We start from the raw sequence: 24,625 nt of genomic DNA, 5'->3' as shown, positions 1-24,625 counted from the left end.
TCTGCGTGGGTCTCGTCCGGGTTCTCCCGAGAGAGGGCGTGCATCCACTTTCCGTGAAGAACTGCGACTCCGATGACCAATCCACGAGAGAAGTTTGACCGAATTTCTGCTGTTGTGAGACACTGGCCGGCATGACCACCCTGGATGCCGTGGAAGAGGCCGACGCCCTCACCATCGGGCGGCGGATCCGCAAGCTCCGCACCGAACGCAGGATGACGCTGGAGGAGCTGGCCGCCGCCATCGGTCGCGCACCCAGCCAGGTGTCGATGTTCGAAACAGGCAAGCGCGAGCCGAAGCTCACGCTGCTGCGGACCATCGCGCGGGTGCTGGGGACGACGCTCGACGGCATCCTCGAGTCAGAACCGCTCGACGAGCGCAGCACGATGGAGATCGCGCTGGAGCGCGCCATGCGCGGGCAGACGTTCCAGGCGCTCGGGCTGTCGCCGTTCCGCATCCCCAAGTCGCTGCCGACCGAGGCGCTCGCCGCGATGCTGGCGTTGCACGGCGAGATCGAACGGCTGCGCGACGAGCGGGCGGCGACGCCGGAGGAGGCGCGGCGCGCCAACGTCGAGCTGCGCCACCTGATGCGCAGACAGGACAACCACTTCCCCGATCTGGAGCGCAAGGCGGCCGAGATCCTCGCCGCTGTCGGGCATCCCGGCGGACCGCTCACCCAGCGCACCGCCTCGGAGATCGCGGCACACCTCGGCTTCACGCTGCACTACGCGCCTGACCTGCCGCAGACCACCCGCAGCGTCGCCGACCTGGCGAACGGGCGGCTGTATCTGTCCAGCCGGATCCCGGCCAAGGGCGACGCGCGCACCGCCGTGCTCCAGGCGCTCTCCAGCCGCATCCTCGGCCACGGCGAACCCCGCAGCTACGCGGAGTTCCTGCGCCAGCGGGTGGAGACCAACTACCTCACCGGTGCGCTGCTCATGCCCGAGGCGCACGTCGTGCCGGTGCTGCGCGATGCCAAGTCCCGCCGTGCGGTCTCCATCGAGGACCTGCGTGACGCCTACTCGGTCTCGTACGAGACCGCCGCGCACCGCTTCACGAACCTGGCCACCCGCCACCTCGACATCCCGGTGCACTTCCTGAAGGTGCACGAGTCAGGCACGATCACCAAGGCGTACGAGAACGACGACGTGAACTTCCCGACCGACCGGCTCGGCGCCATCGAGGGGCAGATGTGCTGCCGGCGGTGGACCAGCCGTGTCGTGTTCGACGTCGAGGACCGGTTCAACCCGTACTACCAGTACACCGACACCGGCAACGGCACCTACTGGTGCACCGCGCGCGTCGAGCCGTCCAGCGAGGGCCTGCACTCGGTGAGCGTCGGCGTCCGCTTCGACGACACGAAGTGGTTCGTCGGGCGGGACACCCCGCACCGCGGTGTCTCCAAGCACTCGGTCGAGACGTGCTGCCGCCGCGCACCCGCCGAGCTCGAGGAGCGCTGGCGTGAGAACTCCTGGCCGAACGTGCGGACGCCCCGCACCCTGCTCGCCACGTTGCCCACCGGCGCCTTCCCTGGCGTCGACACGACCGACGTGTACGAGTTCCTGGAAGCGCACGCGCCCCGGCATCCGCTCGTGTGAAATCCCGGACCAGCCGACCGCGCGGCGGCGTGTCGGGCGGCGACACGCCGGGCCGATGCCGGGTTCGTCCGGGTTCCCGCGCGGATCCCACGACGATCCCACGCAATTGCGGCGTGGGGCTCAGTCCTGTGCGGCCTGCAGCGCCGCCCACAGCTCCGCGCGCGCGGGGAACGCGCCGAGGTCGACGCCCAGCAGCGTGCCGGCCTGCGCCACGCGCGTGCGCAGCGTGTGCCGATGGATGCCGAGAGCGGATGCCGCCTGCTCGAACTGCGCGTCGTGCTCGAGCCACACCCGCAGGCTGCGCTCCAGCTCGCCCCCCTGGGCGTCGTGCGCCCGCAGTGGCGCCAGGCGGGACGCCGCGACCAGCCGAGCCTCGTCGGTGAGCAGCGCCGACAGCACGCTCGCCGTGCCCACCTGGCGGTACAGCGTGACACCGGGTCGGCCCCGGCGCAGCGCCGCGGCGGCCTGCGCGTGCGCGCGGGAGAACGCGGAGTAGTCGGCGGGATCCGACACGCCGATGCGCACCGCGAAGCGCGTCGCGAGGTCCTCCAGCGATCCGGCATCCGTCTCGTGCAGGCAGATGACCACACCGTCCGCGCTCTCGGCGACGAACGGGGGAGGGGCGGCGTCGCTGCGCTGCTGATCGGCCCACTCCGCGAGCGCCCCTGCTCGCTCGCCCTCGGCCAGGGCCACCACCACCGGCGCCGGGGGCAGGGCGCCGAGCACTCGGCGGGCCAGCGACGGGTCGTCCTCGAGCAGCGAGCCCAGCAGCTGCCTGTGCAGTCGCCGGCGGCTGCGCGACAGCTGCTCGCCCTGCTCCAGCGCGAGTCCGGCCATGGCGATCACCGACGTCACCACGGCCCGTGTCTCCGGGTCGTGGGCCGCCGCGGCGATCGCGATCACCCCGCGCAGATGACCGGTGCGACCCAGCGTGAAGAGCGTGTGGGTGGTGCCGCCGTGCTCGAGGGTGCGGCTGGCGGATCCCCCGCGGGCGAGCAGAGCGGATGCCATCGAGGCGATGGCCTCGCGCTGCCGGCCTGGGTCGGCCGTGCTGTCGCCGTGCGGGTGTTCGTGCACCAGGGCTCCGGAGGCGTCGTACATGCCGACCCAGCAGTCCAGCCGCCTGGCCAGTTCGGTGAGCGTCGCCTCCAGGCCGCGCGGACGCAGCGCGGCGATGGCGAGTGCGCGCTGCGTCTCGAGTGCCCAGGTGCGCCGCGCGTACGCCTGTGCGGCGATCGCCTCGGCGTGGGCCCGGGCGATCGCGATGAACGGGATGTCGTAGGGCACCTCGAACAGTGCCAGCCCGCGCGCCGCGCACGCGGCGATGAGCTCGGCGGGCACGCCCACGCGGTGCACTCCGGACCCGAATCCCAGGCCGAGGACGCCACGCTGCGCGAGCCGGGCGACGTAGGCGTCGACGTCGCGGGGACGGGCGCCGTCGAACTGCGTGCCCGTGGTCAGCAGCACCAGATCGTCGGCCAGGAAGGGCGTCGGGTCGGTGAGATCGGAGCTGTGCACCCAGCGCATGGGGCGGTCCAGGGCCTCGACGGCGAGGGACGCCTCGTCGAGCACGAGGCGCAGCCGCAGGTCGCGCCGGCCGAGCAGCGCGCGCAGCGTCGGCGTCGGTGTGCCATCCACGGTTGCGCCTCCCCGTCGCCGCCGTGCTTGTACGCGACGGCGAATCTCCAACCCGAATTATACGCTGCGGTGAATGCAACCCGCGGGTCGGGACACGTAGCCTCGCCGCATGACCCTTATCGACGAGACCACCACCGTGCCCTCCGGCGGACCCGCGCTCCCGCAGGTTCGTCGCGTGCTCACGTCGCTCCCCGGCCCCCGCTCCGCAGAGGTCCTCGCCCGCAAGGCGGATGCCGTGGCATCCGGCGTCGCGCACTCCGTGCCCGTTGCGGTCGTGGCAGCAGGCGGCGGGGTCGTCGTCGACGCCGACGGCAACTCCCTGATCGACCTCGGCAGCGGCATCGCCGTGACCACGGTCGGCAACTCCCACCCCAAGGTCGCCGCGGCGGTCGCCGCGCAGGCCGCGCAGTTCACCCACACCTGCTTCATGATCTCGCCGTACGAGTCGTACGTCGACGTCGCCGAAGCCCTCAACCGGCTCACCCCCGGCGACTTCGCGAAGAAGACGGCACTGTTCAACTCCGGCGCCGAGGCCGTCGAGAACGCCATCAAGATCGCCCGCAAGCACACCGGCCGCCAGGCCGTCGTCGCATTCGACCACGGCTACCACGGTCGCACCAACCTCACCATGGCGCTGACCGCCAAGTCGATGCCGTACAAGAGCGGCTTCGGCCCGTTCGCCCCCGAGGTGTACCGCGTCCCCGGCTCCTACCCGTACCGCGACGGCCTGACCGGCGCCGAGGCCGCCAAGCGCGCCATCACCCTCATCGAGAAGCAGATCGGCGCCGGCAACCTGGCCGCCGTCATCATCGAGCCCATCCAGGGCGAGGGCGGCTTCATCGTCCCCGCCGACGGCTTCCTCGAGGCCGTCGTCGCCTGGTGCCGTGACAACGGCGTCGTGTTCATCGCCGACGAGGTGCAGACCGGCTTCGCCCGCACCGGTGCCATGTTCGCCAGCGAGCTCTTCGGCATCGAGCCCGACCTGATCACCACCGCGAAGGGCATCGCCGGCGGTCTGCCGCTGGCCGGGGTCACCGGTCGCGCCGAGATCATGGACGCCGCGCACGCCGGCGGCCTGGGCGGCACCTACGGCGGCAACCCGATCGCCTGCGCCGCCGCGATCGCCGCGATCGATGCGTTCGAGAACGACGGCCTGATCGAGCGCGCCCAGCAGGTCGGCCGCATCCTGGTCGACCGCCTGAACGGCATCCGCGAGAAGGACGCCCGCATCGGCGATGTCCGCGGCCACGGCGCGATGGTCGCCGCCGAGTTCGTCGACCCCGCCACGGGGGAGCCGGATGCCGCGCTCACCGCCGCCGTCGCCAAGGCGTGCCTGGCAGAGGGCGTCATCGTCCTCACCTGCGGCACCTTCGGCAACGTCATCCGATTCCTGCCGCCGCTCGCGATCGGCGACGACCTGCTCAACGAGGGTCTGGACGTCGTCGCCGCTGCGCTCGCCGCGGCCTGAGACCGCCGGCCGCGATCCGGATCGGGGGATACCGGATCGCGGTCGGTAAAAACGCATCCCCCCAACCTCTTTCAAGGAGTGTGCACATGACCGAGCAGGAACTCAGCCGGGACGTCGTCGTCGTCGGCGCCGGAGCTGCCGGACTCACCGCCGCGAACGAACTGCGCAAGGCCGGCCTGTCGGTGGTCGTGCTCGAGGCGCGTGACCGCGTGGGCGGCAGGCTGTGGACGGACGAGATCGAGGGCGCGATGCTCGAGATCGGCGGCCAGTGGGTCTCTCCCGACCAGGACGCCCTGATCGAGACGCTCGCCGACCTCGGCCTGGAGACCTACTCGCGCTACCGCGAGGGCGACAGCGTCTACATCAACCGTGCGGGTGAGCTGACCCGCTTCACCGGTGACATCTTCCCCGTCGCGCCGGAGACCGAGAAGGAGCTCGTCCGGCTGATCGACAAGCTCGACGCCATGGTGGCGACGGTCGACCCCGACCGCCCGTGGGAGGCCCCCGACGCCGAGGCGCTGGACAGCATCTCGTTCGAGCAGTGGCTCATCAACGAGACCGACGACCAGGAGGCGCGTGACAACATCGCCCTCTTCATCGGCCCCGCCATGCTCACCAAGCCGGCGCACGCGTTCTCCACCCTGCAGGCGCTGCTGATGGCGGCGTCCGCGGGCAGCTTCACCAACCTCGTCGACGCGGACTTCATCCTCGACAAGCGGGTCGTCGGCGGTCTTCAGCAGGTGCCGCTGCGCCTGGCCGAGCGGCTCGGCGACGACGTGCTGCTGAACCAGCCGGTCCGCACCCTGGAATGGGGCGACGACGGTGTCGTGGCGCACACCGACACCCTCACCGTGCGCGCCCGCCACGCGATCCTCGCCCTCGCCCCGGTGCTCTACAACCGGGTGTCGTTCGTGCCGGCGCTGCCGCGTCGTCAGCACCAGCTGCACCAGCACCTGTCGATGGGCTTCGTGATCAAGGTGCACGCCGTGTACGAGCGCCCGTTCTGGCGCGAGCAGGGTCTGTCGGCCACCGCGTTCAGCCCGTACGAGCTGTGCCACGAGGCGTACGACAACACCAACCACGGCGACGACCGCGGCACCCTGGTCGGCTTCGTGTCCGACAAGAACGCCGACGGCGTGTTCGCGCTGTCCGCCGAGGAGCGCAAGGAGCGCATCCTCGAGTCGCTGTCGCACTACTACGGGCCTGAGGCGAAGAACCCGGTCGTCTACTACGAGAGCGACTGGGGCAGCGAGGAGTGGACCCGCGGTGCGTACGCCGCGAGCTTCGACCTGGGCGGGCTGCACCGCTACGGCGCCGACCTGCGCACCCCGGTGGGCCCGATCCACTTCGCCTGCAGCGACATGGCCGGTGCCGGCTACCAGCACGTCGACGGTGCGATCCGGATGGGTCGCCTGGTCGCGTCGCAGATCGCCGAGACGAGCGGCGTCGCCGCAGTCGCCGAGGCGAGCCGCGCATGACGCAGTCCATCGTGGTGGGCTACACCGCGACGGATGCCGGAGCGGACGCCCTCGCCCTGGGCGTCCGCCTGGCACGCGGTCTGAGCCTGCCCGTCGACCTGGTGATCGTCCTGCCGGCGGCCGGCACCCGCAACGCGGCCGTCCCGCCCGAGCGCGCCTACGAGGACTACGTGCGCGGACAGGCGCAGGAGTGGCTCCGCGCGGCATCCGCGCAGGTCCCCGAGGATGTCTCGGTGACCGGCCACGTGCGCTTCGGCGACTCCTTCGCCGAGGGCATCATCGCCGCCGGTGAGGAGTTCGACGCCCGCCTGATCGTCGTCGGCGCCGCGAACGGCGCCTCGTTCGGCCGGCACCGCCTCGGCTCGGTGGCATCCGAGCTGGTGCACTCCTCGACCATCCCGGTGGCGCTCGCCCCCGCGGGCTGGAGCAAGCAGGACGTGTCCGACCCGATCTCGCGCATCACCGCCGCCGTCGGCACGCGTGCCGGCGCCGACGTGCTCATCGAGGAGGCCGTCGCCCTCACGGCGCAGACCGGAGCCTCACTGCGGCTCGTCTCCCTCGTGCCGTTCGACGTGCCGGCCGGTCTCGACACCGGCGCCGTCACGCTGGTGCACAACGCGCACGGCGACGACGTGCTCACCCAGGTGCGCGCCGCCCTGCCCGAGGGCGTGACCGCCGAGGTGGAACGCGCATCCGGCGACAGCGTCGAGGACGCCGTCGCGCACCTGCGCTGGAAGGCCGGCGAGGTCGTGCTGGTGGGATCCAGCCGCCTCGCGCAGCCTCGACGCCTGTTCCTCGGCTCGACCGCGGCGAAGATGCTGCACGAGCTGCCCGTACCCATGATCGTCGTCCCGCGCTCGCGGACGGCCGGAGAGGCTTGAACCTTCCCATGACCCAGTTCACGCACAACGACGTGTCCGACCCCGTCACGACCGGCATCTCCCAGAAGGGCCTTCGTGCGGGGGCGGTCGGCGTGCTCGGAGCCGTCGTCATCGGCGTCTCCACCATCGCGCCCGCCTACACGCTGACCGCATCGCTCGGTCCGACGGTCGCCGAGGTCGGCACCCAGGTCCCGGCGATCATCCTGGTCGGGTTCATCCCGATGCTGCTCACCGCGTTCGGATACCGCGAACTCAACCGTGTCATGCCGGACTCCGGCACCTCGTTCACGTGGGGTGTGCGCGCGTTCGGCCCGTGGATCGGCTGGATGACCGGTTGGGGCCTCGTCGCCGCCACGGTCATCGTGCTCTCCAACCTGGCCGGCATCGCGGTGGAGTTCCTGTTCCTGCTGATCGCCCAGCTCAGCGGCAACGCGGCGATCGCCGATCTCGCGTTCAACCCGTTCATCAACGTCGCCGTCTGCCTGCTGTTCATGCTCGGCGCCACCCTGGTGTCGTACCGCGACATGCAGACCACCCAGAAGGTGCAGTACGTGCTGGTCGGCTTCCAGGTCGTCGTGCTCGTGCTGTTCGCCGTGGTCGCGATCTTCAAGGTCCTGCAGGGTGAGGCCCCGGAACCGACCGCGTTCTCCTGGTCGTGGTTCAATCCGTTCGAGGTGTCGTCGTTCAGCGCCCTCGCCGCCGGCCTCTCGCTGTCGATCTTCATCTTCTGGGGCTGGGACGTCGTCCTCACCATGAACGAGGAGACCAAGAACCCGGAGAAGACCCCGGGCCGCGCCGCGATGCTGACCGTCCTGGTCGTCGTGAGCCTGTACCTGCTGCTCTCGATCGGCCTCGTCATGTTCGCGGGTGTCGGCACGAGCGGACTGGGACTTGCGAACGAGGACATCTCCGCGAACGTGTTCTTCGCCCTGTCCGACCCGGTGCTGGGCCCGCTGGCCTTCCTGGTCTCGCTCGCGGTGCTGTCCAGCTCGGCGGCCTCGCTGCAGTCGACCGCGGTCGGCCCCGCCCGCACGCTCCTCGCCATGGGCTACTACGGCGCCCTGCCGCCGAAGTTCGCGAAGGTGAGCCCGCGGTTCTTCACCCCGGGCTATGCCACCATCGTGTCGGCCGTCGTGGCATCCGTGTTCTACGCGGTGATGCGCCTGCTCAGCGAGAGCGTCCTCACCGACACGATCCTGTCGCTCGGCATGATGATCTGCTTCTACTACGGCCTCACCGCGTTCGCCTGCGTGTGGTACTTCCGCAAGCAGTGGTTCGACTCCGCGCGCAGCTTCTTCTTCACCTTCCTGTTCCCCCTGGTCGGCGGCGGCATCCTCGCCGTGCTGTTCGTGACCACCCTCGTCGACTCCATGGACCCGGCCTACGGCAGCGGGTCGAGCATCGGCGGCGTCGGGCTCGTGTTCGTGCTCGGTGTCGGCATCATCCTCGCCGGAGCGGTGATCATGATCTGGCAGGCGATTCGACGCCCCGCCTTCTTCCGCGGTGAGACCCTGGGTACGGAAGCTCCGCCCAGCCTCGCCCGGCGCTGACCCTCATCCCCACAGAATCGAGACGATTATGAGCACTGCACTCGCATCGACTGAGCAGGACCTCCTGAACCGCGTCCCCACCGGCCTCTTCATCGGCGGCGAGTGGGTGGATGCCGAGGAGGGCCGCACCTTCGACGTGCACGACCCCGCGACCGGCGACGTGATCGCCACGATCGCCGATGCGACGCCGGCTGACGGCATCCGCGCCCTCGACGCCGCCGTGGCCGCACAGGAGGCGTGGGCGGCGACCGCTCCCCGCACCCGCAGCGACATCCTGCGCCGCGCGTTCGACCTCGTGCAGGAGCACAAGGAGGACCTCGCGCTGCTGATGACGCTCGAGATGGGCAAGCCGCTCGCCGAGGCGCGCGGCGAGGTCGTGTACGGCGGCGAGTTCCTGCGCTGGTTCAGCGAGGAGGCCGTCCGCATCGCGGGCCGCTACGGCAGCAACCCCGAGGGCACCGGCCGCATGATCGTGTCGCAGCGACCGGTCGGCCCGTCGTTCTTCATCACGCCGTGGAACTTCCCGTTCGCGATGGCCACCCGCAAGATCGCGCCCGCGCTCGCGGCCGGCTGCACCGTGGTGATCAAGCCCCCCGCACTCACCCCGCTGACGACGATGTTCTTCACCTCGCTCCTGGAGCAGGCCGGCCTGCCGGCCGGTGTCGTGAACGTCGTGCAGACAACGCGCTCCAGCGCACTGTCCGGTCCGATCATCGCCGACCCGCGCCTGCGCAAGCTGTCGTTCACCGGCTCGACCGAGGTCGGGCGCAAGCTGATCTCGCAGGCCGCCGAGGGCGTGCTGCGGGTCTCGATGGAGCTCGGCGGCAACGCGCCGTTCGTGGTCTTCGAGGACGCCGACCTGGACAAGGCCGTCGACGGGGCGATGCTGGCGAAGTTCCGCAACATCGGGCAGGCCTGCACCGCTGCGAACCGCTTCATCGTGCACGAGTCGGTCGCCGACGAGTTCGCGCGCCGCGTGGCGGAGCGCGTCAGCGCCATGAAGATCGGCCGTGGCACCGAAGAGGGCGTCGCGATCGGCCCGCTGATCGACTCAGATGCCGTGGCCAAGGCCGACGAGCTCGTCGGTGACGCGGTCGACCGAGGAGCCCGCGTGCTCGCCGGAGGCAAGGCGCTGGAGGGCGCCGGCACGTTCTACGAGCCCACCGTGCTCACCGACGTGGTACCAGGCAGTGCCATCCTGCGTGAGGAGATCTTCGGACCGGTGCTCGCCATCGCCACGTTCTCCGACGAGGCGGAGGCCGTGCGCCTCGCCAACGACACCGAGTACGGCCTGGTGTCCTACGTGTTCACCGAGGACCTCGCCCGCGGCCACCGCATGATCGACGCGCTGGAGACCGGCATGATGGGCCTCAACGTGGGCGTCGTCTCCAACGCCGCCGCACCGTTCGGCGGCGTCAAGCAGTCGGGCATCGGCCGCGAGGGCGGGCTCGAGGGCATCCACGAGTACCTGTCCACCAAGTACACGCTCATCCCCGCGTGAAGACCCGAAAGGACCAGAAATGACCGACTACGCCGTCGTCAATCCGGCCACCGGCACCACTGAGGCCGCCTACGACACTTTCACCGACGAGCAGATCGAGCAGGCCGTCGCGGCCGCCGACGCCGCGCACCGCGGCTGGTCGCGCTCCTCGACCGTCGCCGAGCGCGCCGCGCTCGTGCGTCGCATGGCGGAGCTGCACCGCGAGCGTCGCGAGACGCTGGCGGACATCTTCGTCCGCGAGATGGGTAAGACCCGTGAGGCGGCGCTCGGAGAGGCCGACTTCGCGGCCGACATCGCCGAGTACTACGCCGACCAGGCCGAGGCGATCATGAAGGATCAGCCGATCGACATCGTCGGCGAGGGCACCGCCGTGATCCGCAAGTCGTCGCTCGGCCCGCTCGTCGGCATCATGCCGTGGAACTTCCCGGCGTACCAGATCGTGCGCTTCGCGGCGCCGAACCTGATCGTCGGCAATACCATCCTGCTGAAGCCGGCACCGCAGTGCCCGGAGTCGTCCACCGCCATCGCGGAGATCTACCGTGACGCCGGGTTCCCCGATGGTGCCTACCAGAACGTGCTGGCCACCAACGAGCAGATCGCTGCGATGATCGCCGACCCGCGGGTCGCCGGTGTCTCGCTAACCGGTTCCGAGCGCGCCGGCGCGGCCGTCGCCGAGGTCGCCGGCCGCAACCTGAAGAAGGTGGCGCTGGAGCTCGGCGGATCCGACCCGTTCATCGTGCTGAGCACGGACGACCTGGACGCCACGGTGCAGGCCGGCGTCGACGCGCGTCTGGACAACAACGGCCAGGCGTGCAACGGCGCGAAGCGCTTCATCATCGTGGACGAGCTGTACGACGCCTTCGTGGAGAAGTTCACCGCCAAGATGGCGGAGGCGCGCCCGAGCGACCCGATGCAGGAGGACACCGTCCTCGGGCCCGTCTCGTCGGAGGCGGCGGCACAGCGCCTGCAGGAGCAGATCGACCAGGCCGTCGGCCAGGGCGCCACGCTGCTCACCGGCGGCAAGCGACAGGGCGCGTTCTTCGAGCCCACCGTCCTCGCCGACGTCACGCGCGACATGAACGTGTACCACGAAGAGCTGTTCGGCCCCGCCGCCGTCGTCTACCGCGTCGCGGACGAGGACGCAGCCGTCGAGCTCGCCAACGACACCACGTTCGGCCTCGGCTCGTACGTGTTCACCACCGACCCCGAGCAGGCGGAGCGTGTGGCGAACCGCCTCGAGGCCGGCATGGTCTACGTCAACTGCGTGCTCGCCGACAGCCCTGAGCTGCCCTTCGGTGGCATCAAGCGCAGCGGCACCGCCCGTGAGCTCGGCCACCTCGCCGCCGACGAGTTCGTCAACAAGAAGCTCATCCGCGTCGCCTGAGCCGCGCCGAGGGAAACGCCGGTCCCCGACACGGGGGCCGGCGTTTCCGTTGTCATCGGGCGTCGTTCCGGTGGGAGTTCAGCGCCGCGCGGGCCTCGGCGATGGCATCCTCCGCCCATTGCACTTGCTGCGGCGTGCCCCAGCGCAGCGCGGCATCGCGGGAGTCCTGGAAGCTGTGCAGCGCGAGGCCCGGTTCGCCGCGATCCAGAAGCGTCCAGCCGAGGTTGTTGTGCAGCGAGACGCGCCAGCGCAGCGTGCGCGGGTCATCGACGCCGTCCAGGAGCGCGAGGGCGGCGCCGGTCCACCGCTCGGCATGGCCGGGATCGACGATGGCGAGCATGTGCAGGGCGTCGACCTGCAGGAACACGAGACCCGCCGCCGCTGATGTCTTCGCGGCGGCCAGGAACAGCTCTTCGGCGGACGACGCGTCGCCGGCCGTGTTCCGGATCCGGCCGCGCTCAAGATCACGCCGTGCGCGCACCTCTGCGGCATCCGCGGTGCGGGAGTCCAGCAGCGCCTCCGCGTCGGCGAAGCGCCGTTGCAGCCCGAGCGCTCGCGCCACCTGGGTGAGCAGCTCCTCGCGTTCGACGTCGTCCTCACGGGACTCCGCGGCGCGGCGCAGCCGCTTCTCGGAGCCCTCCGGATCCGCGAAGTCCCACAGGTCGTCCAGCACCTCGGCAGTGATGGTCATGAGCCGAGGATAGGACAGCGCGGCCCCCGCCGGTTCGGCATGGCTCGCCGGATGCCGTACACTGGACAGGCAGTTGTCTGCATCCTTAGTCGTGCCTGAGACGGTGTGGGTGGGGAGCGGACCCAGGGGCCATCCGGCCTCTAGGGCGGTAGCTCAATTGGCAGAGCAGCGGTCTCCAAAACCGCAGGTTGCAGGTTCGATTCCTGTCCGCCCTGCGCGTCAGCGCCTCGCTGACTCACGAAAGGTACTTGCGGGATGGATCAGGACGAAGTTCGCGGCGATGTCGTCGCAGCAGGCTCTTACGCCCTGCGCGACAAGAAGCTGGGCTTCTTCGGTCGGATCGCCCTGTTCTTCCGTCAGGTGATCAGCGAGCTGCGCAAGGTCGTCACCCCGACCCGCAAGGAACTGGTGAAGTTCACGCTGGTGGTGCTGGTCTTCGTGCTGATCGTGATGGGCCTGGTCTACGGCCTCGACACGGTCTTCGGGTACGGCACGCACTTCGTGTTCGGAGTTCCCGACAGCTGACGCACCTGCGGCGGAACGTCGCAGTGAACGGAAAGAAGCAACGTGTCTGAACGATATTCCGACGACGCCGACTGGGCCACAGCTGCAGAGCAGTCCAGCGAGGAGGACGAGGCCCAGGAGGGCGCCGTCCTCGCCGAGCAGGAGCTGGCCTCCACCTCGGCCGAGCACGTCGCCCTGCACATCGAGGGTGACGGCGACGACGAGGACTACGACGACACGGACGACATCGACATCGACGACCCGGAGGCGGACGCGATCGTGAACGACGCTCTCAACCTGGACGAAGCGGCTGAGACAGAAGCAGCCGCCGAGGTCCTCAACGACGCAGTGGCGGAGGAGACCGCCGAAGCAGAGGCGGCCGCCGCCGACGAGGTGGCCCCCTACGACGGCCCCGACGTGAACGGCGACGACGAGGAGGCCGACGAGGCGGATGCCGAGGAGGACCCGTACGAGGCCTTCAAGGCCGACCTGCGGATGCTGCCGGGCAAGTGGTACGTCATCCACTCCTACGCCGGCTTCGAGCGCAAGGTGAAGGCCAACATCGAGCAGCGCAAGTCGACGCTCGAGGTCGAGGACGAGATCTACCAGGTCGAGGTCCCGATGGAGGACGTCGTCGAGATCAAGAACGGCCAGCGCAAGATGGTCACCCGCGTGCGCATCCCGGGCTACGTGCTCGTGCGCATGGAGCTGAACGAGGACACCTGGTCGGTCGTGCGCCACACGCCCGGTGTCACCGGCTTCGTCGGCAACGCGCACAACCCGACTCCGCTGCGCTTCGAGGAGGCCTTCAACATGCTGAAGTCCCTCGTCGAGGTCAAGGATGTCCCCACGGCCAAGTCGATCGCGGCGAAGGGCGGCGTCGCCGTCGCCCGTCCGATCGCGGCCGAGGTCGACTTCGAGATCGGCGAGACCATCACCATCAAGGAGGGCTCGTTCGCGGGTCTTCCCGGTACGATCAGCGAGATCAAGCCGGAGAGCGGCAAGCTCACCGTGCTGGTGTCGCTCTTCGAGCGCGAGACCCCCGTCGAGCTCAGCTTCGACCAGGTCACCAAGATGTTGTGACGACTCGGGTCGATGCTGCGAAGCAGCGTTGATGCGAGGGCGTCACAAGGTTGAGCCGGCACGCCGCAGTCGTGCGAGTCGAAACCCGAAGCTGACAGAACGGCCGCCCCCAGGGGCGGCCGTTCCCGTACCCCCGGGCATCCCGGCATCCATGCGCCTCGCGCGGAGAAATGCGCTTCCCTCGGACCGGAAAGCGGATGCCGGTCCGCGCGGAGCGCACAAGTCCGCGCGAAGCGCCCGCGGCGCCGGGGTGCGCCGGAGCACCCGCCCGCATCGGGTAGACTGTTGTGGTTTGTGTGCGCGCTCACGCGCGTGTGCAGGCGACCACGCTCCGGATGAGCCGGAGTCGTGGGAGAGAGGATGCAAACCGGCATCCGCTCGACGAAAGGAAAGAGAATGGCACCGAAGAAGAAGGTGACCGGCCTGATCAAGCTTCAGATCAACGCCGGTGCCGCCAACCCGGCGCCGCCGATCGGCCCCGCGCTCGGTCAGCATGGCGTCAACATCATGGAGTTCTGCAAGGCGTACAACGCCGCGACCGAGTCGCAGCGCGGCAACGTCATCCCCGTGGAGATCACCGTCTACGAGGACCGCAGCTTCACCTTCATCCTGAAGACCCCGCCGGCGGCGGAGCTCATCAAGAAGGCCGCCGGTGTGCAGAAGGCCTCGGCCACCCCGCACACCGTCAAGGTCGGCAAGATCACCAAGGACCAGGTCCGTCAGATCGCCGAGACCAAGCAGGCCGACCTGAACGCGAACGACCTCGACGCTGCGTCGAAGATCATCGCAGGCACCGCCCGCTCCATGGGCATCACGGTCGAGGACTGAGGGGGATACGACAATGGCTACCAAGTCCAAGGCTTACCAGGCTGCCGCCGCGAAGATCGAGGCAGACCGTTTCTACACGCCCAGCGAGGCCGTCGCCCTCGCCAAGGAGACCGGCTCCACCAAGTTCGACTCCACCGTCGAGGTTGCGCTGAAGCTCTCGGTCGACCCTCGCAAGGCCGACCAGATGGTGCGCGGCACCGTCATGCTCCCGCACGGCACCGGCAAGACCGCCCGCGTCATCGTGTTCGCGAACGGCCCGGCCGCTGAGGCCGCCGCCGCCGCTGGCGCCGACGAGGTCGGTGGCACCGAGCTGATCGAGAAGGTCGCCGCCGGCTGGACCGACTTCGACGCCGCCGTCGCGACGCCGGAGCTCATGGGCCAGGTCGGCCGTCTGGGTAAGGTGCTCGGCCCCCGTGGCCTGATGCCGAACCCGAAGACCGGCACCGTGACCCCGAACCCGGCCAAGGCCGTCGAGGAGATCAAGGGCGGAAAGATCGAATTCCGCGTCGACAAGCACGCCAACGTGCACTTCATCGTCGGCAAGGCGTCGTTCTCGGCCGAGCAGCTCGACGAGAACATCAAGGCAGCCCTCGAGGAGATCGTCCGGCTCAAGCCGTCGAGCTCCAAGGGCCGCTACATCCAGAAGGGCGCCGTGTCGACCACGTTCGGCCCCGGCATCCCGCTGGACGTCAACGCCATCTGATCGACGGGCCGCTGAGCCCATCGAGCACGGGAGGACCCTCGCCCTCGGGCGGGGGTCTTCTGCTGTCCCCGCGGATGCCGTCACGCGGCGTCACGGGATGGGCCGGCGCCCCTGCGGGAGACGTAGTGTGGAGGACGCGCCCCGACCCGCGGCGCCCGTCACCGTCCCCAGGAGATCCGAACATGGTCCGCCGTCTCACTGCTGTCGCAGCCCTCGCCCTCACCGCCGCCGTCCTCACCGGCTGCAGCACCGCCTCCGCGCCGTCCGGCGGCGAGAGCGCCGGAGGCGGTGACGACCTCGGCCTGGTCACCGCCGGCACGCTCACCGTCGCGACCGAGGGCACCTACCGTCCGTTCAGCTTCCACGAGGGCGGCGGCACCGGCGACCTCGTCGGGTACGACGTCGAGATCATCGAGGCGGTCGCCGAGAAGCTCGACCTGAAGGTCGAGTTCAAGGAGACGCAGTGGGACGCGATCTTCGCCGGCCTGGACGCCGGACGCTTCGACGTCATCGCCAACCAGGTCACCATCAACGACGAGCGCAAGGCGAACTACCTCTTCAGCGAGCCGTACACCGTCTCGCCCGGCGTCATCGTCACCCTGGAGGACGACGACTCGATCTCGTCCTTCGACGACCTGAAGGGCAAGACCACCGCGCAGTCCCTCACCAGCAACTGGTACCAGCTGGCCGTCGACGCCGGCGCGAACGTGGAGGCCGTCGAGGGCTGGGCGCAGGCCGTGGCCCTGCTGCAGCAGGGTCGGGTGGACGCCACGATCAACGACAAGCTCACGTACCTCGACTTCGAGAAGACCGACGGGCCGACCGGCCTGAAGATCGCCGCCGAGACCGACGAGGCCGGTGAGCAGGCCTTCGTCTTCACCAAGGACAAGAAGGAGCTCGTCGAGGCCGTCGACGGTGCGCTGGAGGAGCTGCGCGCCGACGGCACGCTGGCGGAGATCAGCGAGAAGTACTTCGGCGCCGACGTCACCCAGTAGCCGATGGACGGCTGGGAGCTCTTCCTCAGCTCGCTGGGACCGCTCGCCCTGGCGGGAATCACCGCGTCGATGCCCCTGGCGGTGATCTCGTTCGCGCTCGGGCTGGTCATCGCGATCGGCATCGCTCTGATGCGCATCTCGCGCAACAAGGCGCTGTCCACGGTCGCGCGCGGATACATCTCGGTGATCCGCGGCACGCCGCTGCTCGTGCAGCTGTTCGTGATCTTCTACGGGATGCCGTCGATCGGCCTGCTCGTCGACCCTTGGCCGAGCGCGATCGTCGCGTTCTCCCTCAACGTCGGCGGCTACGCCGCCGAGGTGGTGCGCGCCGCCATCCTGTCGGTGCCGAAGGGCCAGTGGGAGGCGGCGTACACCGTCGGCATGGGCCGCGCGCGCACCCTGCGACGCGTGATCCTGCCGCAGGCTGCGCGGGTGTCGGTGCCGCCGCTGTCGAACACGTTCATCTCGCTGGTGAAGGACACCTCCCTGGCATCCCTCATCCTCGTCACCGAGCTGTTCCGGATCGCCGAGCAGATCGCATCCGCCTCGCAGAAGTTCATGATCGTCTACCTGGCCGCCGCGCTGGTGTACTGGGTGATCTGCCTGGTGCTCAGCGGCGGACAGAACCTGCTGGAGAAGAGACTGGACCGCCATGTCGCGCGATAGGAAGTCCGGCGGCGAGCCCCTGCTCACCGCGCACGGCCTGCACAAGAGCTTCGGCGACACGGAGGTGCTGAAGGGCGTCGACCTCACCCTGCACCGCGGCGAAGTGGTCGTGCTGATCGGCCCCAGCGGCTCCGGCAAGACGACCGTGCTGCGGTCGCTGAACGGGCTCGAGGTGCCGGATGCCGGGACGCTGTCGATCGCGGACGTGCGGGTGGATTTCGCCGGGGGCGTCAGCACCGCCGAGCGCTTCGCGCTGCGCGACCGGTCGGCGATGGTGTTCCAGCACCACAACCTGTTCCCGCACATGACCGTGCTGCAGAACGTGATCGAAGGACCCTGGCGGGTGCAGCGTCGTCCGAAGGACGAGGTGGTCGCCGAGGCGCAGCAGCTGCTCGCCCGCGTCGGCCTGGACGGCAAGCAGGACGCCCACCCGCACGAGCTCTCCGGCGGTCAGCAGCAGCGCGTCGGCATCGTGCGCGCACTGGCGCTGCGCCCGGAACTGCTGCTGTTCGACGAGCCGACCAGCGCCCTCGATCCCGAGTTGGTGGGGGAGGTGCTGCTGGTCATCAAGGAGCTCGCCGACGAGGGCTGGTCGATGATCGTGGTCACCCACGAGCTGAGCTTCGCCCGCGAAGCCGCCGACCACGTGCTGTTCCTCGACGGCGGGGTGGTCGTCGAGGAGGGGCATCCCGAAGAACTGTTCACCGCCCCACGGCACGAGCGAACCCGCCGGTTCCTCACCCGCATCCTCCGGCCGCTCGACGAGGCCTGACCCCCCCCGCCGAGACCGCGGGCGCCGAGCCGGTCAGCCGCCGACGATCGGGAGCACCAGGCCGACGGCGAGCACGATCATGACCACGGCGATCAGTGCGTCGAGCACCCGCCACGCGCGAGGGGTGCGCAGCCAGCGGCCGAGGTAGCGGGCGCCGAATCCCAGGCCGGCGAACCACAGGCAGCTGGCCACGACCGCCCCGGCGGCGAACACCCAGCGCTCCGCCCCGTGCGTGGCCGCCACCGAGCCGAGCATCAGCACCGTGTCCAGATACACGTGCGGGTTCAGCCAGGTCAGCGCCAGCGCCGTGGCGACGACCGCGGCGAGGCGGGTGGCGGGGCGTGTGGCGGTCAGCACCCCACCGGATGCCGGCACCGCGGCATCCGTGGCGCCGCCGCCCTGGCCTGCGTCGAGACCCTGATCCTCACCGCGCCACGCGCGGCGGGCGGCCATCAGGCCGTAGACGAGCAGGAAGACCGCACCGGCCCACCGGGCCACGACGAGGAGCCAGGGCGCCCGTTCGACGAGGAATCCAAGGCCGGCGACGCCCGCGACGATCAGTACCGCGTCGGAGAGTGCGCAGATCAGGACGATCGGCAGGACGTGCTCGCGCCGCAGGCCCTGGCGCAGCACGAAGACGTTCTGTGCGCCGATCGCGACGATGAGGGAGAGCCCGAGCCCGAGGCCGGCGAGGAAGGTGAGCATGCCTCCAGCGTAAGGAACCCCAGTGCAACAGCTCCAGCGAGGAAACCTGTACCAGCATTAGCATCACTTATGTGAGGATCGACGCGCAACTGGCCGCCACGGTCGCCGCCGCGGTGGACGAGGGCAGCTTCGACGCGGCCGCGCGCCGCTTGCGCATCACCCCGTCGGCGGTGAGTCAGCGGATCAAAGCGGTCGAGCAGCAGCTGGGGCGGGTGGTCGTCGTCCGGTCGCGGCCGGTGCGCGCCACGGAGGCGGGCGAAGCCCTGATCCGTCTCGCTCGGCAGGTCGAGCTGCTCGAGCACGACACCCTCGCGGCCTTCGGGCTCGCGGCCACAGAGGGCGCCGCCCCTCGGATCCGGGTGCCGCTCGCGGTGAACGCCGACTCCATGGCGACCTGGTTCCTCGCGCCGCTCGCGCGGCTGGCGCGACGGCATCCGATCGATGTCGACCTGCACCGCGATGATCAGAACTACACCGCGCGGCTGCTGGAGTCCGGTCAGGTGATGGCGGCGGTGACCAGCGAGTCGCAGCCGGTGGGCGGCAGTCTCGTCAGCGCCCTCGGGATGCTGGAGTACCGGCCGATGGCGACCGCGGAGTACATCCAGCGCTGGCTGCCCGAGGGACCCACGCTGGAGAGCCTGCGGATGGCGCCGTTCGTCGACTTCGACCGGCGCGACACGCTGCAGCACGACTGGCTGCGCGCGCGGGGAGTGGACCCGTGGGCGGTGCCGCGGCACTATGTCCCGGCATCCCACGACTTCGCGGCGGCGGTGCGCCTCGGACTCGGCTGGGGGCTGATTCCACGACCGCAGGCGACGGACGGCCTCATCGATCTCGGCGGGCCGCCGACGCAGGTGCCGCTGTACTGGCAGCAGTGGAACCTGCGCTCGCCGCTGCTGGACGCCATCGCGGCGGAGGTCGCCGAGGAGGCACGCCGGGTGCTGTCGCCCCTGCCCGTCACGCGGCCGCGGCGGCGGCGTGCGGGCGGGTGACGGCGCCCTAGGGCCGGTGGCCGGCGCTCAACGCGTGCAGCATCCGGGCCAGGCTGCGGATGTCGTCGACCTCCCACTCCTCTAGGGTGCGGCGCAGCCGCCGGTCGTCGTCGGCGCGCACCTCGGCGAGCCGGCGTCGGCCGTCCTCGGTCGCGGCGACCAGGCTGGAGCGACGGTCATCGGGATCCGGCATCCGCTCGATCAGACCGTTCGACTCCAGCTCGCGCAGCATCCGACTGACCTGGGATTTGTCGGCCGGCATCCGCTCGGACAGCGCCGACGGGCGGATGCGGTCGGAGGCGGCGATGAGGCTGAACACCTTGTAGGCGCCGGGGGAGAGGCCGGGCGCCAGGCGTGCCGCGTACTCCAGGTACATCCGCCGCACCCTGGAGAACAGGGCGGCGAACTCGTTCTCGAGCTCCTGCAGCGCGGCATCCCGCTCGCCGGCGGGTTCTGAGGCGGGGCGGTTCTCAGCCATCGCGGCGGCTCCTGCGAGTGGCGGGCTGCGTCGGAACAGGACCCGTGGCAGCGACCGACGCCATGCCGCCCTCGGCCGCGATGGTCGCGAAGTCCGCCTCGCTGGCCTGCAGCCGCTCGCGGGTGGTCATCCGGGTGAGTGGGAGGTTGGGCAGGAACAGCACGGCGATCAGGCTGACGACGGCGAACGGCACGGCGATCAGGAACGACGCGGCGATGCCCTGGGCGTAGATGTCCTCCACGATCACGCGCACCGCCTCGGGCAGGCGGCGCACCTCGGGGAGGGTGCCGGAGGCGAGTTGCCTGCCGAGCTCAACGCCCTTCTCACCGAGGGTGGCGAGGGCGCCCGCGAGGTCGGCCTTGCGGTCGTCGAAGAGGTCTGTCACACGGGTGCCGAGGGCGGCGCCCATCACCGAGACGCCCGCTGTGCCGCCGAGGCTGCGGAAGAACGTCACGCCCGAGCTGGCCGCGCCGAGATCCTCCGGGCGGGCGGTGTTCTGCACGATCAGCACGAGGTTCTGCATGGTCATGCCGACGCCGGCGCCGAGCAGCAGCATGTACAGCGAGACCAGCACGAAGTCCGTGTCGTAGTGCAGCGTGGACAGCAGCGCCGAACCGGCGATGGTCAGGACGGCACCGGCGATGACGAAGCCCTTCCAGCGACCGTGCCGGGTGATGAGGCTGCCGACCACCATCGACGCGACCAGCAGTCCGCCGATCATCGGAAGGGTCATCAGGCCCGCTTGCGTCGGGGTCGCGCCGCGCGCCATCTGCATGTACTGGCTGAGGAACACCGACGTGCCGAACATCGCGATGCCGATCGCGATCGATGCGAGCACCGACAGCGTGAACGTGCGGTCACGGAACAGCGTGAGCGGGATCAGCGGCTCGGCCGAGCGCAGTTCGACGACGACGAACAGGATGCCGGCGACGAGCGATCCGCCGAGCATGAGGGCGGTCTCGACGCTCAGCCAGTCGAAGTTCGTCCCAGCGCTGGTCACCCAGATCAGCAGCAGCGACGCGGAGGTCGCCAGCAGCACGATGCCGAGGTAATCGATGCGCACGGTGTCGCGCGTGCGGATCGCCGGCTTCAGGGTGATCTGCAGGATGATCAGCGCGACCACGGCGAACGGGATGGCCACGTAGAAGTTCCAGCGCCAGTCCGCGGCATCCGTGAGGAACCCGCCGAGCAGCGGGCCGCCGACGGTGGCCAACGCCATCACGGCGCCGAACAGACCCATGTAGCGGCCGCGCTCGCGCGGGCTGATGATGTCGGCCATGATCACCTGGCTGAGGGCGGCGAGGCCTCCGGCGCCGATGCCCTGCACGGCGCGGAAGGCGATCAGCATCCCGGCATCCTGCGAGAATCCGGCGGCCGCCGTCGCGCCGACGAAGATGATCAGCGCGAGCTGGATGAGCAGCTTGCGGTTGAACAGGTCGGCGAGCTTGCCCCAGATGGGGGTGGCGATCGCGGTGGTGAGCAGGGTCGAGGTGACCACCCAGGTGAACGCCGCCTGATCGCCGCCGAGATCGTGCACGATCACCGGCAGGGAGGTCGACACCACCGTGCCGGAGAGCATCGACACGAACATGCCCAGCAGCAGGCCGGACAGGGCTTCGAGCACCTGGCGGTGCGACATGGACGGGGCGGCGGGCGCGGTCATCGATCTCCTCATTGGTGGACGATTGTCAACTATACGGAGTTTGTGGACGTTCGTCAACCATTCCCTTCTTCTGTCGCCGAGTGCACGCGCTATCGCCGAGTGCACGGCTTCCCTGCGCGGCGTTGCCGTGCAGTCGACGGCATCCGGTGCACTCGGCGACGCGGAACGCGCGGCACGCGGCGTGCGCGGTGGGGGTTCGTCGGCGGACGGGCGTAATCTCTAGGGGTGACTCCGGAACTTCAGGCGCGAATCGTCGCGGACTCCCGCGATCGAGTCGCCTGGCTCCGGGCGCGAGCCAGGGGGATCACGGCCACCGACGTCGCCGGGCTGTCCAGCGAGGCGTCGATCGCGCGCGCCGCGGATGCCAAGCTCGGCGCCGGCCCGCGGTTCGGCGGCAACGCGTACACCGATCACGGCCGGCGGCGCGAGCCGGAGATCGCGGCGTGGGTCGCCGCGACGCACGGCATCCTGCCCTCTTCGGCGCTGTTCCACGCCGAACTCGAGAAGCGCCACCTCGCCACCCCCGACGGCATCGGCGTCGACGGCGGCAGTCGCGTGCTGCTCGCGGAGATCAAGACCACGAACAAGTCGTGGCGCAGCATCCCGCGCACCTACCTGCGCCAGGTGTGGTGGCAGCAGCACGTGCTGGGCGCCGAGCGCACGCTGTTCGTGTGGGAGGAGCACGACGACTTCAACCCGGTGCACGACGAGCCCAAGTGCGTGTGGATCGACCGTGACGAGAAGGAGATCGGGCGCCTGGTGGCACTGGCCACCCGACTGATCGACGAGCTGTATCACCGCACCACCGGGCAGCAGCCTCCCGCGCGCACCCCTCACGTGCCGAGCCGTCGCGACTCGCTGCGCGAGCGCGACATGTTCCGCGCCCTGGCCCTCGCCGACTGACGCGCGGGGCTCGCGGCTCGCTCGTCCGCCGAGTGCACCGGATGCCGTCGAATGCACGGCCACGCTGCGCGGCGATCCCGTGCACTCGACGGGATGCCGTGCAGTCGACGACTCTCGCGCCGGCGGGCATTCGCTCTGCACACGGGTGTGGATTCGTGGAGTTGTGCACCGTGCCCGGGAATTGCGCGACGGCAGGGCACGCGGACCAAGGACCATGGGGTCATGCGTACCGCTACACAGTCGAGGACCTCACGGTGACATCGGCGGCTTCACTGCTGGCACTGCCCGCGGCGGCATGGGCCGAGCCCGGCTCGCAGCCCCGCCTCGAACAGCTCGTCCGCTCCCGTGCCGACCTGCTGCTCTCCGGATGGACCGAGCGCGCGCTCGCCGCAGCCGTGCGCGACGGAGTGCTTCGTCACATCCGGCGCGGGTGGTACATGGCGGCCGAGGACTGGAACGCCCTTCACCCGGAGCAGCGACACAGGGCGCACACCATCGCGGTGATGCGGGACGCCCACGGCGGCACGGCATCGCACACCTCGGCGGGGGTGCTGTGGCGCCTGCCGTTCTACCGCATACAGTTCACCAGGGTGCACCTCACGACCGACGCCCCGCATCGCATCTCCAGCGCCCCCGACGTCATGCGGCACGTGGCGCCGCTTCCCGCCGACGATGTGGTCGTCATCGACGGCATCCGCTGCACGAGCCTCTCGCGGACGGTGTTCGACCTGTGCCGCACCCTGCCGCTCGAAGCGGCGGTGGCGGTGGCGGATGCCGCGGAGCGCATGATGGCGCTGCGGATTCGCGAGTGGGATCTGGACGCCGTCCTCTCCTGGCGTCGAGCCCTCGCGGAGCGCCTCGGAGCGGCCGACGGAGCGCGCGGCATCCGGCAGGCGCGCTGGGTCGCGGACTTCGCGGACGGCCGTGCGCAGTTGCCGGGCGAGAGCGTCAGCAGGCTGCAGCTGCATCGGCTCGGCTTCGCCCCGCCCGACCTGCAGGTGCCCGTGGAAGGTCCCTCGGGAAAGCTCTACTTCATCGACTTCGGCCTCGACGACGTGAACAGCTTCGGCGAATTCGACGGCAAGCGGAAGTACCTGGAAGAGGCACTGAGATCCGGCAGGACGGTCGAGGAGGTGCTGCTGGCCGAGAAGGAGCGCGAGGACTGGATCCGCGGGCGCACACAGCGCCGCTTCGGACGTTGGGGCTGGGAGCACATCCACACACCGCACGCGCTGGGCCGCCGCCTCGCCGCCTTCCACATCACGCCTCCCTGACTCCCGGCGTGCCCCCGCGCCCTCGTCGACCGTCGAGTGCACGGGAACTCGCCGAGCGCACGGGAAACCCGCGCCGGCAGGCCGTGCGCTCGACGGGATGCCGTGCACTCGGCGATTTGGAGGGTCGCCGGAGGGATTTGGGGGAGAAGCGGGGGGTGGGGTAGAGTGAGAGGAGCCGAAGACCGCCGGTCATCGTCGTGTGCGAACACGAGGATCGAAGCACTGCGAGAGCAGGGGCCCGCGCAGGTGACACGATCGTTCTCCAGTTCGCTGGATTCCCACGCTCCGTCGCTTGCGCCGGAGCGTTTCTGTTTCCCCGATGCGGGTGGTCGAGGCCGGTGCCTCACCACCGTGAGGCGCCTCGTACCCATCAAGGAGTGACCATGGCGCAGAAGGATGCATCGGTCGCCGAGCTCACGAAGTCATTCGAGAACTCGAACGCCGTCCTGCTGACCGAGTACCGCGGTCTGACGGTTGCCCAGCTCAAGCAGCTGCGCAACAGCATCCGTCAGGACGCGGAGTACGCCGTGGTGAAGAACACGCTGACCAAGATCGCCGCGAACAACGCGGGGATCACTGCGCTGGACGACGACCTCAAGGGTCCGTCGGCCGTCGCGTTCGTGCACGGCGACTTCGTCGCCACCGCCAAGGCTCTGCGTGACTTCGCCAAGGCCAACCCGCTTCTCGTGATCAAGGGCGGCGTCTTCGAGGGCAACGCTCTCACCGCCGACGAGGTCAACAAGTACGCCTCGCTCGAGAGCCGTGAGGTTCTGCTTGCGAAGGCCGCGGGCATGATGAAGGCGACGATGGGCAAGGCTGCCGCCACCATCGACGCGCTTCGCGAAAAGCTGGAGACCGCCGAGGCTGCGTGAG

23 protein-coding genes and 1 tRNA gene are annotated in these 24,625 nt (G+C 69.9%); 19 read left to right on the top strand and 5 right to left on the bottom strand.

Annotated features, from left to right (window positions below; all coding sequences use genetic code 11):
- The first annotated feature begins 131 nt into the window (after positions 1 to 131).
- Positions 132 to 1,595: a helix-turn-helix domain-containing protein gene (locus RIF65_RS07500; protein ID WP_309065491.1), complete on the top strand. Its 1,464-nt coding sequence runs from the start codon at positions 132 to 134 to the stop codon at positions 1,593 to 1,595.
- A 120-nt stretch (positions 1,596 to 1,715) separates the two neighbouring features.
- Here RIF65_RS07500 and RIF65_RS07495 read toward each other — a convergent pair whose 3' ends face one another.
- A complete protein-coding gene (locus RIF65_RS07495) occupies positions 1,716 to 3,233 on the bottom strand; it encodes a PucR family transcriptional regulator (RefSeq protein ID WP_309065490.1) in 1,518 nt (505 codons plus the stop codon).
- A 109-nt stretch (positions 3,234 to 3,342) separates the two neighbouring features.
- On the opposite strand from RIF65_RS07495, the gene gabT reads away from it, so the two are divergent.
- From gabT to RIF65_RS07465, 6 genes are all read left to right on the top strand, one after another.
- Positions 3,343 to 4,701, top strand: a complete 1,359-nt coding sequence (gene gabT, locus RIF65_RS07490; protein ID WP_309065489.1) for a 4-aminobutyrate--2-oxoglutarate transaminase — start codon at positions 3,343 to 3,345, stop codon at positions 4,699 to 4,701.
- 86 nt (positions 4,702 to 4,787) lie between these two features.
- A complete protein-coding gene (locus RIF65_RS07485; RefSeq protein WP_309065488.1) occupies positions 4,788 to 6,179 on the top strand; it encodes a flavin monoamine oxidase family protein in 1,392 nt (463 codons plus the stop codon).
- On the top strand, positions 6,176 to 7,060 hold the full coding sequence (locus RIF65_RS07480; protein ID WP_309065487.1) for a universal stress protein: 885 nt from the start codon (positions 6,176 to 6,178) through the stop codon (positions 7,058 to 7,060). Before RIF65_RS07485 ends, RIF65_RS07480 begins: the two co-directional genes overlap by 4 nt.
- 8 nt (positions 7,061 to 7,068) lie before the next feature.
- Complete coding sequence (locus RIF65_RS07475; protein ID WP_309065486.1) at positions 7,069 to 8,610, top strand: APC family permease; 1,542 nt, start codon at positions 7,069 to 7,071, stop codon at positions 8,608 to 8,610.
- A 28-nt stretch (positions 8,611 to 8,638) separates the two neighbouring features.
- The gene (locus RIF65_RS07470; RefSeq protein WP_309065485.1) at positions 8,639 to 10,111 is read left to right on the top strand and encodes an NAD-dependent succinate-semialdehyde dehydrogenase; all 1,473 of its coding nucleotides are present in this window, start codon (positions 8,639 to 8,641) and stop codon (positions 10,109 to 10,111) included.
- A 19-nt stretch (positions 10,112 to 10,130) separates the two neighbouring features.
- Positions 10,131 to 11,495: an NAD-dependent succinate-semialdehyde dehydrogenase gene (locus RIF65_RS07465; RefSeq protein WP_309065484.1), complete on the top strand. Its 1,365-nt coding sequence runs from the start codon at positions 10,131 to 10,133 to the stop codon at positions 11,493 to 11,495.
- 52 nt (positions 11,496 to 11,547) lie between these two features.
- Here the strand turns inward: RIF65_RS07465 and RIF65_RS07460 are convergent, their stop codons facing one another.
- Positions 11,548 to 12,186 carry a hypothetical protein gene (locus RIF65_RS07460; protein WP_309065483.1) on the bottom strand — a complete coding sequence of 213 codons (639 nt, stop codon included), beginning with the start codon at positions 12,184 to 12,186 and terminating at the stop codon, positions 11,548 to 11,550.
- 142 nt (positions 12,187 to 12,328) lie between these two features.
- On the opposite strand from RIF65_RS07460, the gene RIF65_RS07455 reads away from it, so the two are divergent.
- The 8 genes from RIF65_RS07455 (at position 12,329) to RIF65_RS07420 (ending at position 17,737) form a co-directional block, all read left to right on the top strand.
- Positions 12,329 to 12,401, top strand: a tRNA-Trp gene (locus RIF65_RS07455).
- 40 nt (positions 12,402 to 12,441) lie between these two features.
- A complete protein-coding gene (gene secE / locus RIF65_RS07450) occupies positions 12,442 to 12,711 on the top strand; it encodes a preprotein translocase subunit SecE (protein ID WP_309065482.1) in 270 nt (89 codons plus the stop codon).
- Positions 12,712 to 12,753: 42 nt separating this feature from the next.
- The gene (gene nusG, locus RIF65_RS07445; RefSeq protein ID WP_309065481.1) at positions 12,754 to 13,773 is read left to right on the top strand and encodes a transcription termination/antitermination protein NusG; all 1,020 of its coding nucleotides are present in this window, start codon (positions 12,754 to 12,756) and stop codon (positions 13,771 to 13,773) included.
- 396 nt (positions 13,774 to 14,169) lie between these two features.
- Entirely contained in the window at positions 14,170 to 14,601 is a 432-nt protein-coding gene (gene rplK / locus RIF65_RS07440) for a 50S ribosomal protein L11 (protein ID WP_309065480.1), read from the top strand.
- A 13-nt stretch (positions 14,602 to 14,614) separates the two neighbouring features.
- Positions 14,615 to 15,304, top strand: coding sequence for a 50S ribosomal protein L1 (rplA, locus tag RIF65_RS07435; protein WP_309065479.1), 690 nt, complete (start codon positions 14,615 to 14,617; stop codon positions 15,302 to 15,304).
- Positions 15,305 to 15,486: 182 nt separating this feature from the next.
- Positions 15,487 to 16,299 carry an amino acid ABC transporter substrate-binding protein gene (locus RIF65_RS07430; RefSeq protein WP_309065478.1) on the top strand — a complete coding sequence of 271 codons (813 nt, stop codon included), beginning with the start codon at positions 15,487 to 15,489 and terminating at the stop codon, positions 16,297 to 16,299.
- A 3-nt stretch (positions 16,300 to 16,302) separates the two neighbouring features.
- Complete coding sequence (locus RIF65_RS07425; protein ID WP_309065477.1) at positions 16,303 to 16,965, top strand: amino acid ABC transporter permease; 663 nt, start codon at positions 16,303 to 16,305, stop codon at positions 16,963 to 16,965.
- Positions 16,952 to 17,737: an amino acid ABC transporter ATP-binding protein gene (locus RIF65_RS07420; protein WP_309065476.1), complete on the top strand. Its 786-nt coding sequence runs from the start codon at positions 16,952 to 16,954 to the stop codon at positions 17,735 to 17,737. The genes RIF65_RS07425 and RIF65_RS07420 overlap by 14 nt, the downstream gene beginning before the upstream one ends.
- A 33-nt stretch (positions 17,738 to 17,770) precedes the next feature.
- Here the strand turns inward: RIF65_RS07420 and RIF65_RS07415 are convergent, their stop codons facing one another.
- A complete protein-coding gene (locus RIF65_RS07415) occupies positions 17,771 to 18,442 on the bottom strand; it encodes a LysE/ArgO family amino acid transporter (protein WP_309065475.1) in 672 nt (223 codons plus the stop codon).
- A 71-nt stretch (positions 18,443 to 18,513) separates the two neighbouring features.
- Between RIF65_RS07415 and RIF65_RS07410 the strand changes: the two genes are divergently transcribed.
- A complete protein-coding gene (locus RIF65_RS07410; protein ID WP_309065474.1) occupies positions 18,514 to 19,434 on the top strand; it encodes an ArgP/LysG family DNA-binding transcriptional regulator in 921 nt (306 codons plus the stop codon).
- A 7-nt stretch (positions 19,435 to 19,441) separates the two neighbouring features.
- On the opposite strand, the gene RIF65_RS07405 is transcribed toward RIF65_RS07410, so the two are convergent.
- Together RIF65_RS07405 and RIF65_RS07400 are read right to left on the bottom strand one after the other, a co-directional pair.
- A complete protein-coding gene (locus RIF65_RS07405; protein ID WP_309065473.1) occupies positions 19,442 to 19,912 on the bottom strand; it encodes a MarR family winged helix-turn-helix transcriptional regulator in 471 nt (156 codons plus the stop codon).
- On the bottom strand, positions 19,905 to 21,587 hold the full coding sequence (locus RIF65_RS07400) for an MDR family MFS transporter (protein WP_375142136.1): 1,683 nt from the start codon (positions 21,585 to 21,587) through the stop codon (positions 19,905 to 19,907). The genes RIF65_RS07405 and RIF65_RS07400 overlap by 8 nt, the downstream gene beginning before the upstream one ends.
- Positions 21,588 to 21,800: 213 nt before the next feature.
- On the opposite strand from RIF65_RS07400, the gene RIF65_RS07395 reads away from it, so the two are divergent.
- From RIF65_RS07395 to rplJ, 3 genes are all read left to right on the top strand, one after another.
- Positions 21,801 to 22,478, top strand: a complete 678-nt coding sequence (locus RIF65_RS07395) for a YqaJ viral recombinase family protein (RefSeq protein WP_309065471.1) — start codon at positions 21,801 to 21,803, stop codon at positions 22,476 to 22,478.
- Between the two features lie 254 nt (positions 22,479 to 22,732).
- The gene (locus tag RIF65_RS07390; RefSeq protein WP_309065470.1) at positions 22,733 to 23,752 is read left to right on the top strand and encodes a hypothetical protein; all 1,020 of its coding nucleotides are present in this window, start codon (positions 22,733 to 22,735) and stop codon (positions 23,750 to 23,752) included.
- Between the two features lie 383 nt (positions 23,753 to 24,135).
- Positions 24,136 to 24,624, top strand: coding sequence for a 50S ribosomal protein L10 (gene rplJ / locus RIF65_RS07385; RefSeq protein WP_309082502.1), 489 nt, complete (start codon positions 24,136 to 24,138; stop codon positions 24,622 to 24,624).
- Position 24,625 lies beyond the last annotated feature (1 nt).

Source organism: Microbacterium sp., from assembly GCF_031180975.1.
Taxonomy (GTDB): Bacteria; Actinomycetota; Actinomycetes; order Actinomycetales; family Microbacteriaceae; genus Microbacterium.
This window is presented reverse-complemented; position numbering and strand designations above follow the sequence as displayed.

Excerpts from the sequence above, each read along its gene's own strand:
- RIF65_RS07415 (WP_309065475.1), bottom strand. The coding sequence starts at position 18,442 with ATGCTCACCTTCCTCGCCGGCCTCGGGCTCGGGCTCTCCCTCATCGTC.
- RIF65_RS07400 (WP_375142136.1), bottom strand. The coding sequence starts at position 21,587 with ATGAGGAGATCGATGACCGCGCCCGCCGCCCCGTCCATGTCGCACCGC.
- rplK (WP_309065480.1), top strand. The coding sequence starts at position 14,170 with ATGGCACCGAAGAAGAAGGTGACCGGCCTGATCAAGCTTCAGATCAAC.
- RIF65_RS07420 (WP_309065476.1), top strand. The coding sequence starts at position 16,952 with ATGTCGCGCGATAGGAAGTCCGGCGGCGAGCCCCTGCTCACCGCGCAC.
- RIF65_RS07465 (WP_309065484.1), top strand. The coding sequence starts at position 10,131 with ATGACCGACTACGCCGTCGTCAATCCGGCCACCGGCACCACTGAGGCC.
- gabT (WP_309065489.1), top strand. The coding sequence starts at position 3,343 with ATGACCCTTATCGACGAGACCACCACCGTGCCCTCCGGCGGACCCGCG.
- RIF65_RS07460 (WP_309065483.1), bottom strand. The coding sequence starts at position 12,186 with ATGACCATCACTGCCGAGGTGCTGGACGACCTGTGGGACTTCGCGGAT.
- rplA (WP_309065479.1), top strand. The coding sequence starts at position 14,615 with ATGGCTACCAAGTCCAAGGCTTACCAGGCTGCCGCCGCGAAGATCGAG.
- RIF65_RS07430 (WP_309065478.1), top strand. The coding sequence starts at position 15,487 with ATGGTCCGCCGTCTCACTGCTGTCGCAGCCCTCGCCCTCACCGCCGCC.
- RIF65_RS07425 (WP_309065477.1), top strand. The coding sequence starts at position 16,303 with ATGGACGGCTGGGAGCTCTTCCTCAGCTCGCTGGGACCGCTCGCCCTG.
- RIF65_RS07480 (WP_309065487.1), top strand. The coding sequence starts at position 6,176 with ATGACGCAGTCCATCGTGGTGGGCTACACCGCGACGGATGCCGGAGCG.
- rplJ (WP_309082502.1), top strand. The coding sequence starts at position 24,136 with ATGGCGCAGAAGGATGCATCGGTCGCCGAGCTCACGAAGTCATTCGAG.
- RIF65_RS07405 (WP_309065473.1), bottom strand. The coding sequence starts at position 19,912 with ATGGCTGAGAACCGCCCCGCCTCAGAACCCGCCGGCGAGCGGGATGCC.
- secE (WP_309065482.1), top strand. The coding sequence starts at position 12,442 with ATGGATCAGGACGAAGTTCGCGGCGATGTCGTCGCAGCAGGCTCTTAC.
- RIF65_RS07500 (WP_309065491.1), top strand. The coding sequence starts at position 132 with ATGACCACCCTGGATGCCGTGGAAGAGGCCGACGCCCTCACCATCGGG.
- RIF65_RS07470 (WP_309065485.1), top strand. The coding sequence starts at position 8,639 with ATGAGCACTGCACTCGCATCGACTGAGCAGGACCTCCTGAACCGCGTC.
- RIF65_RS07485 (WP_309065488.1), top strand. The coding sequence starts at position 4,788 with ATGACCGAGCAGGAACTCAGCCGGGACGTCGTCGTCGTCGGCGCCGGA.
- RIF65_RS07475 (WP_309065486.1), top strand. The coding sequence starts at position 7,069 with ATGACCCAGTTCACGCACAACGACGTGTCCGACCCCGTCACGACCGGC.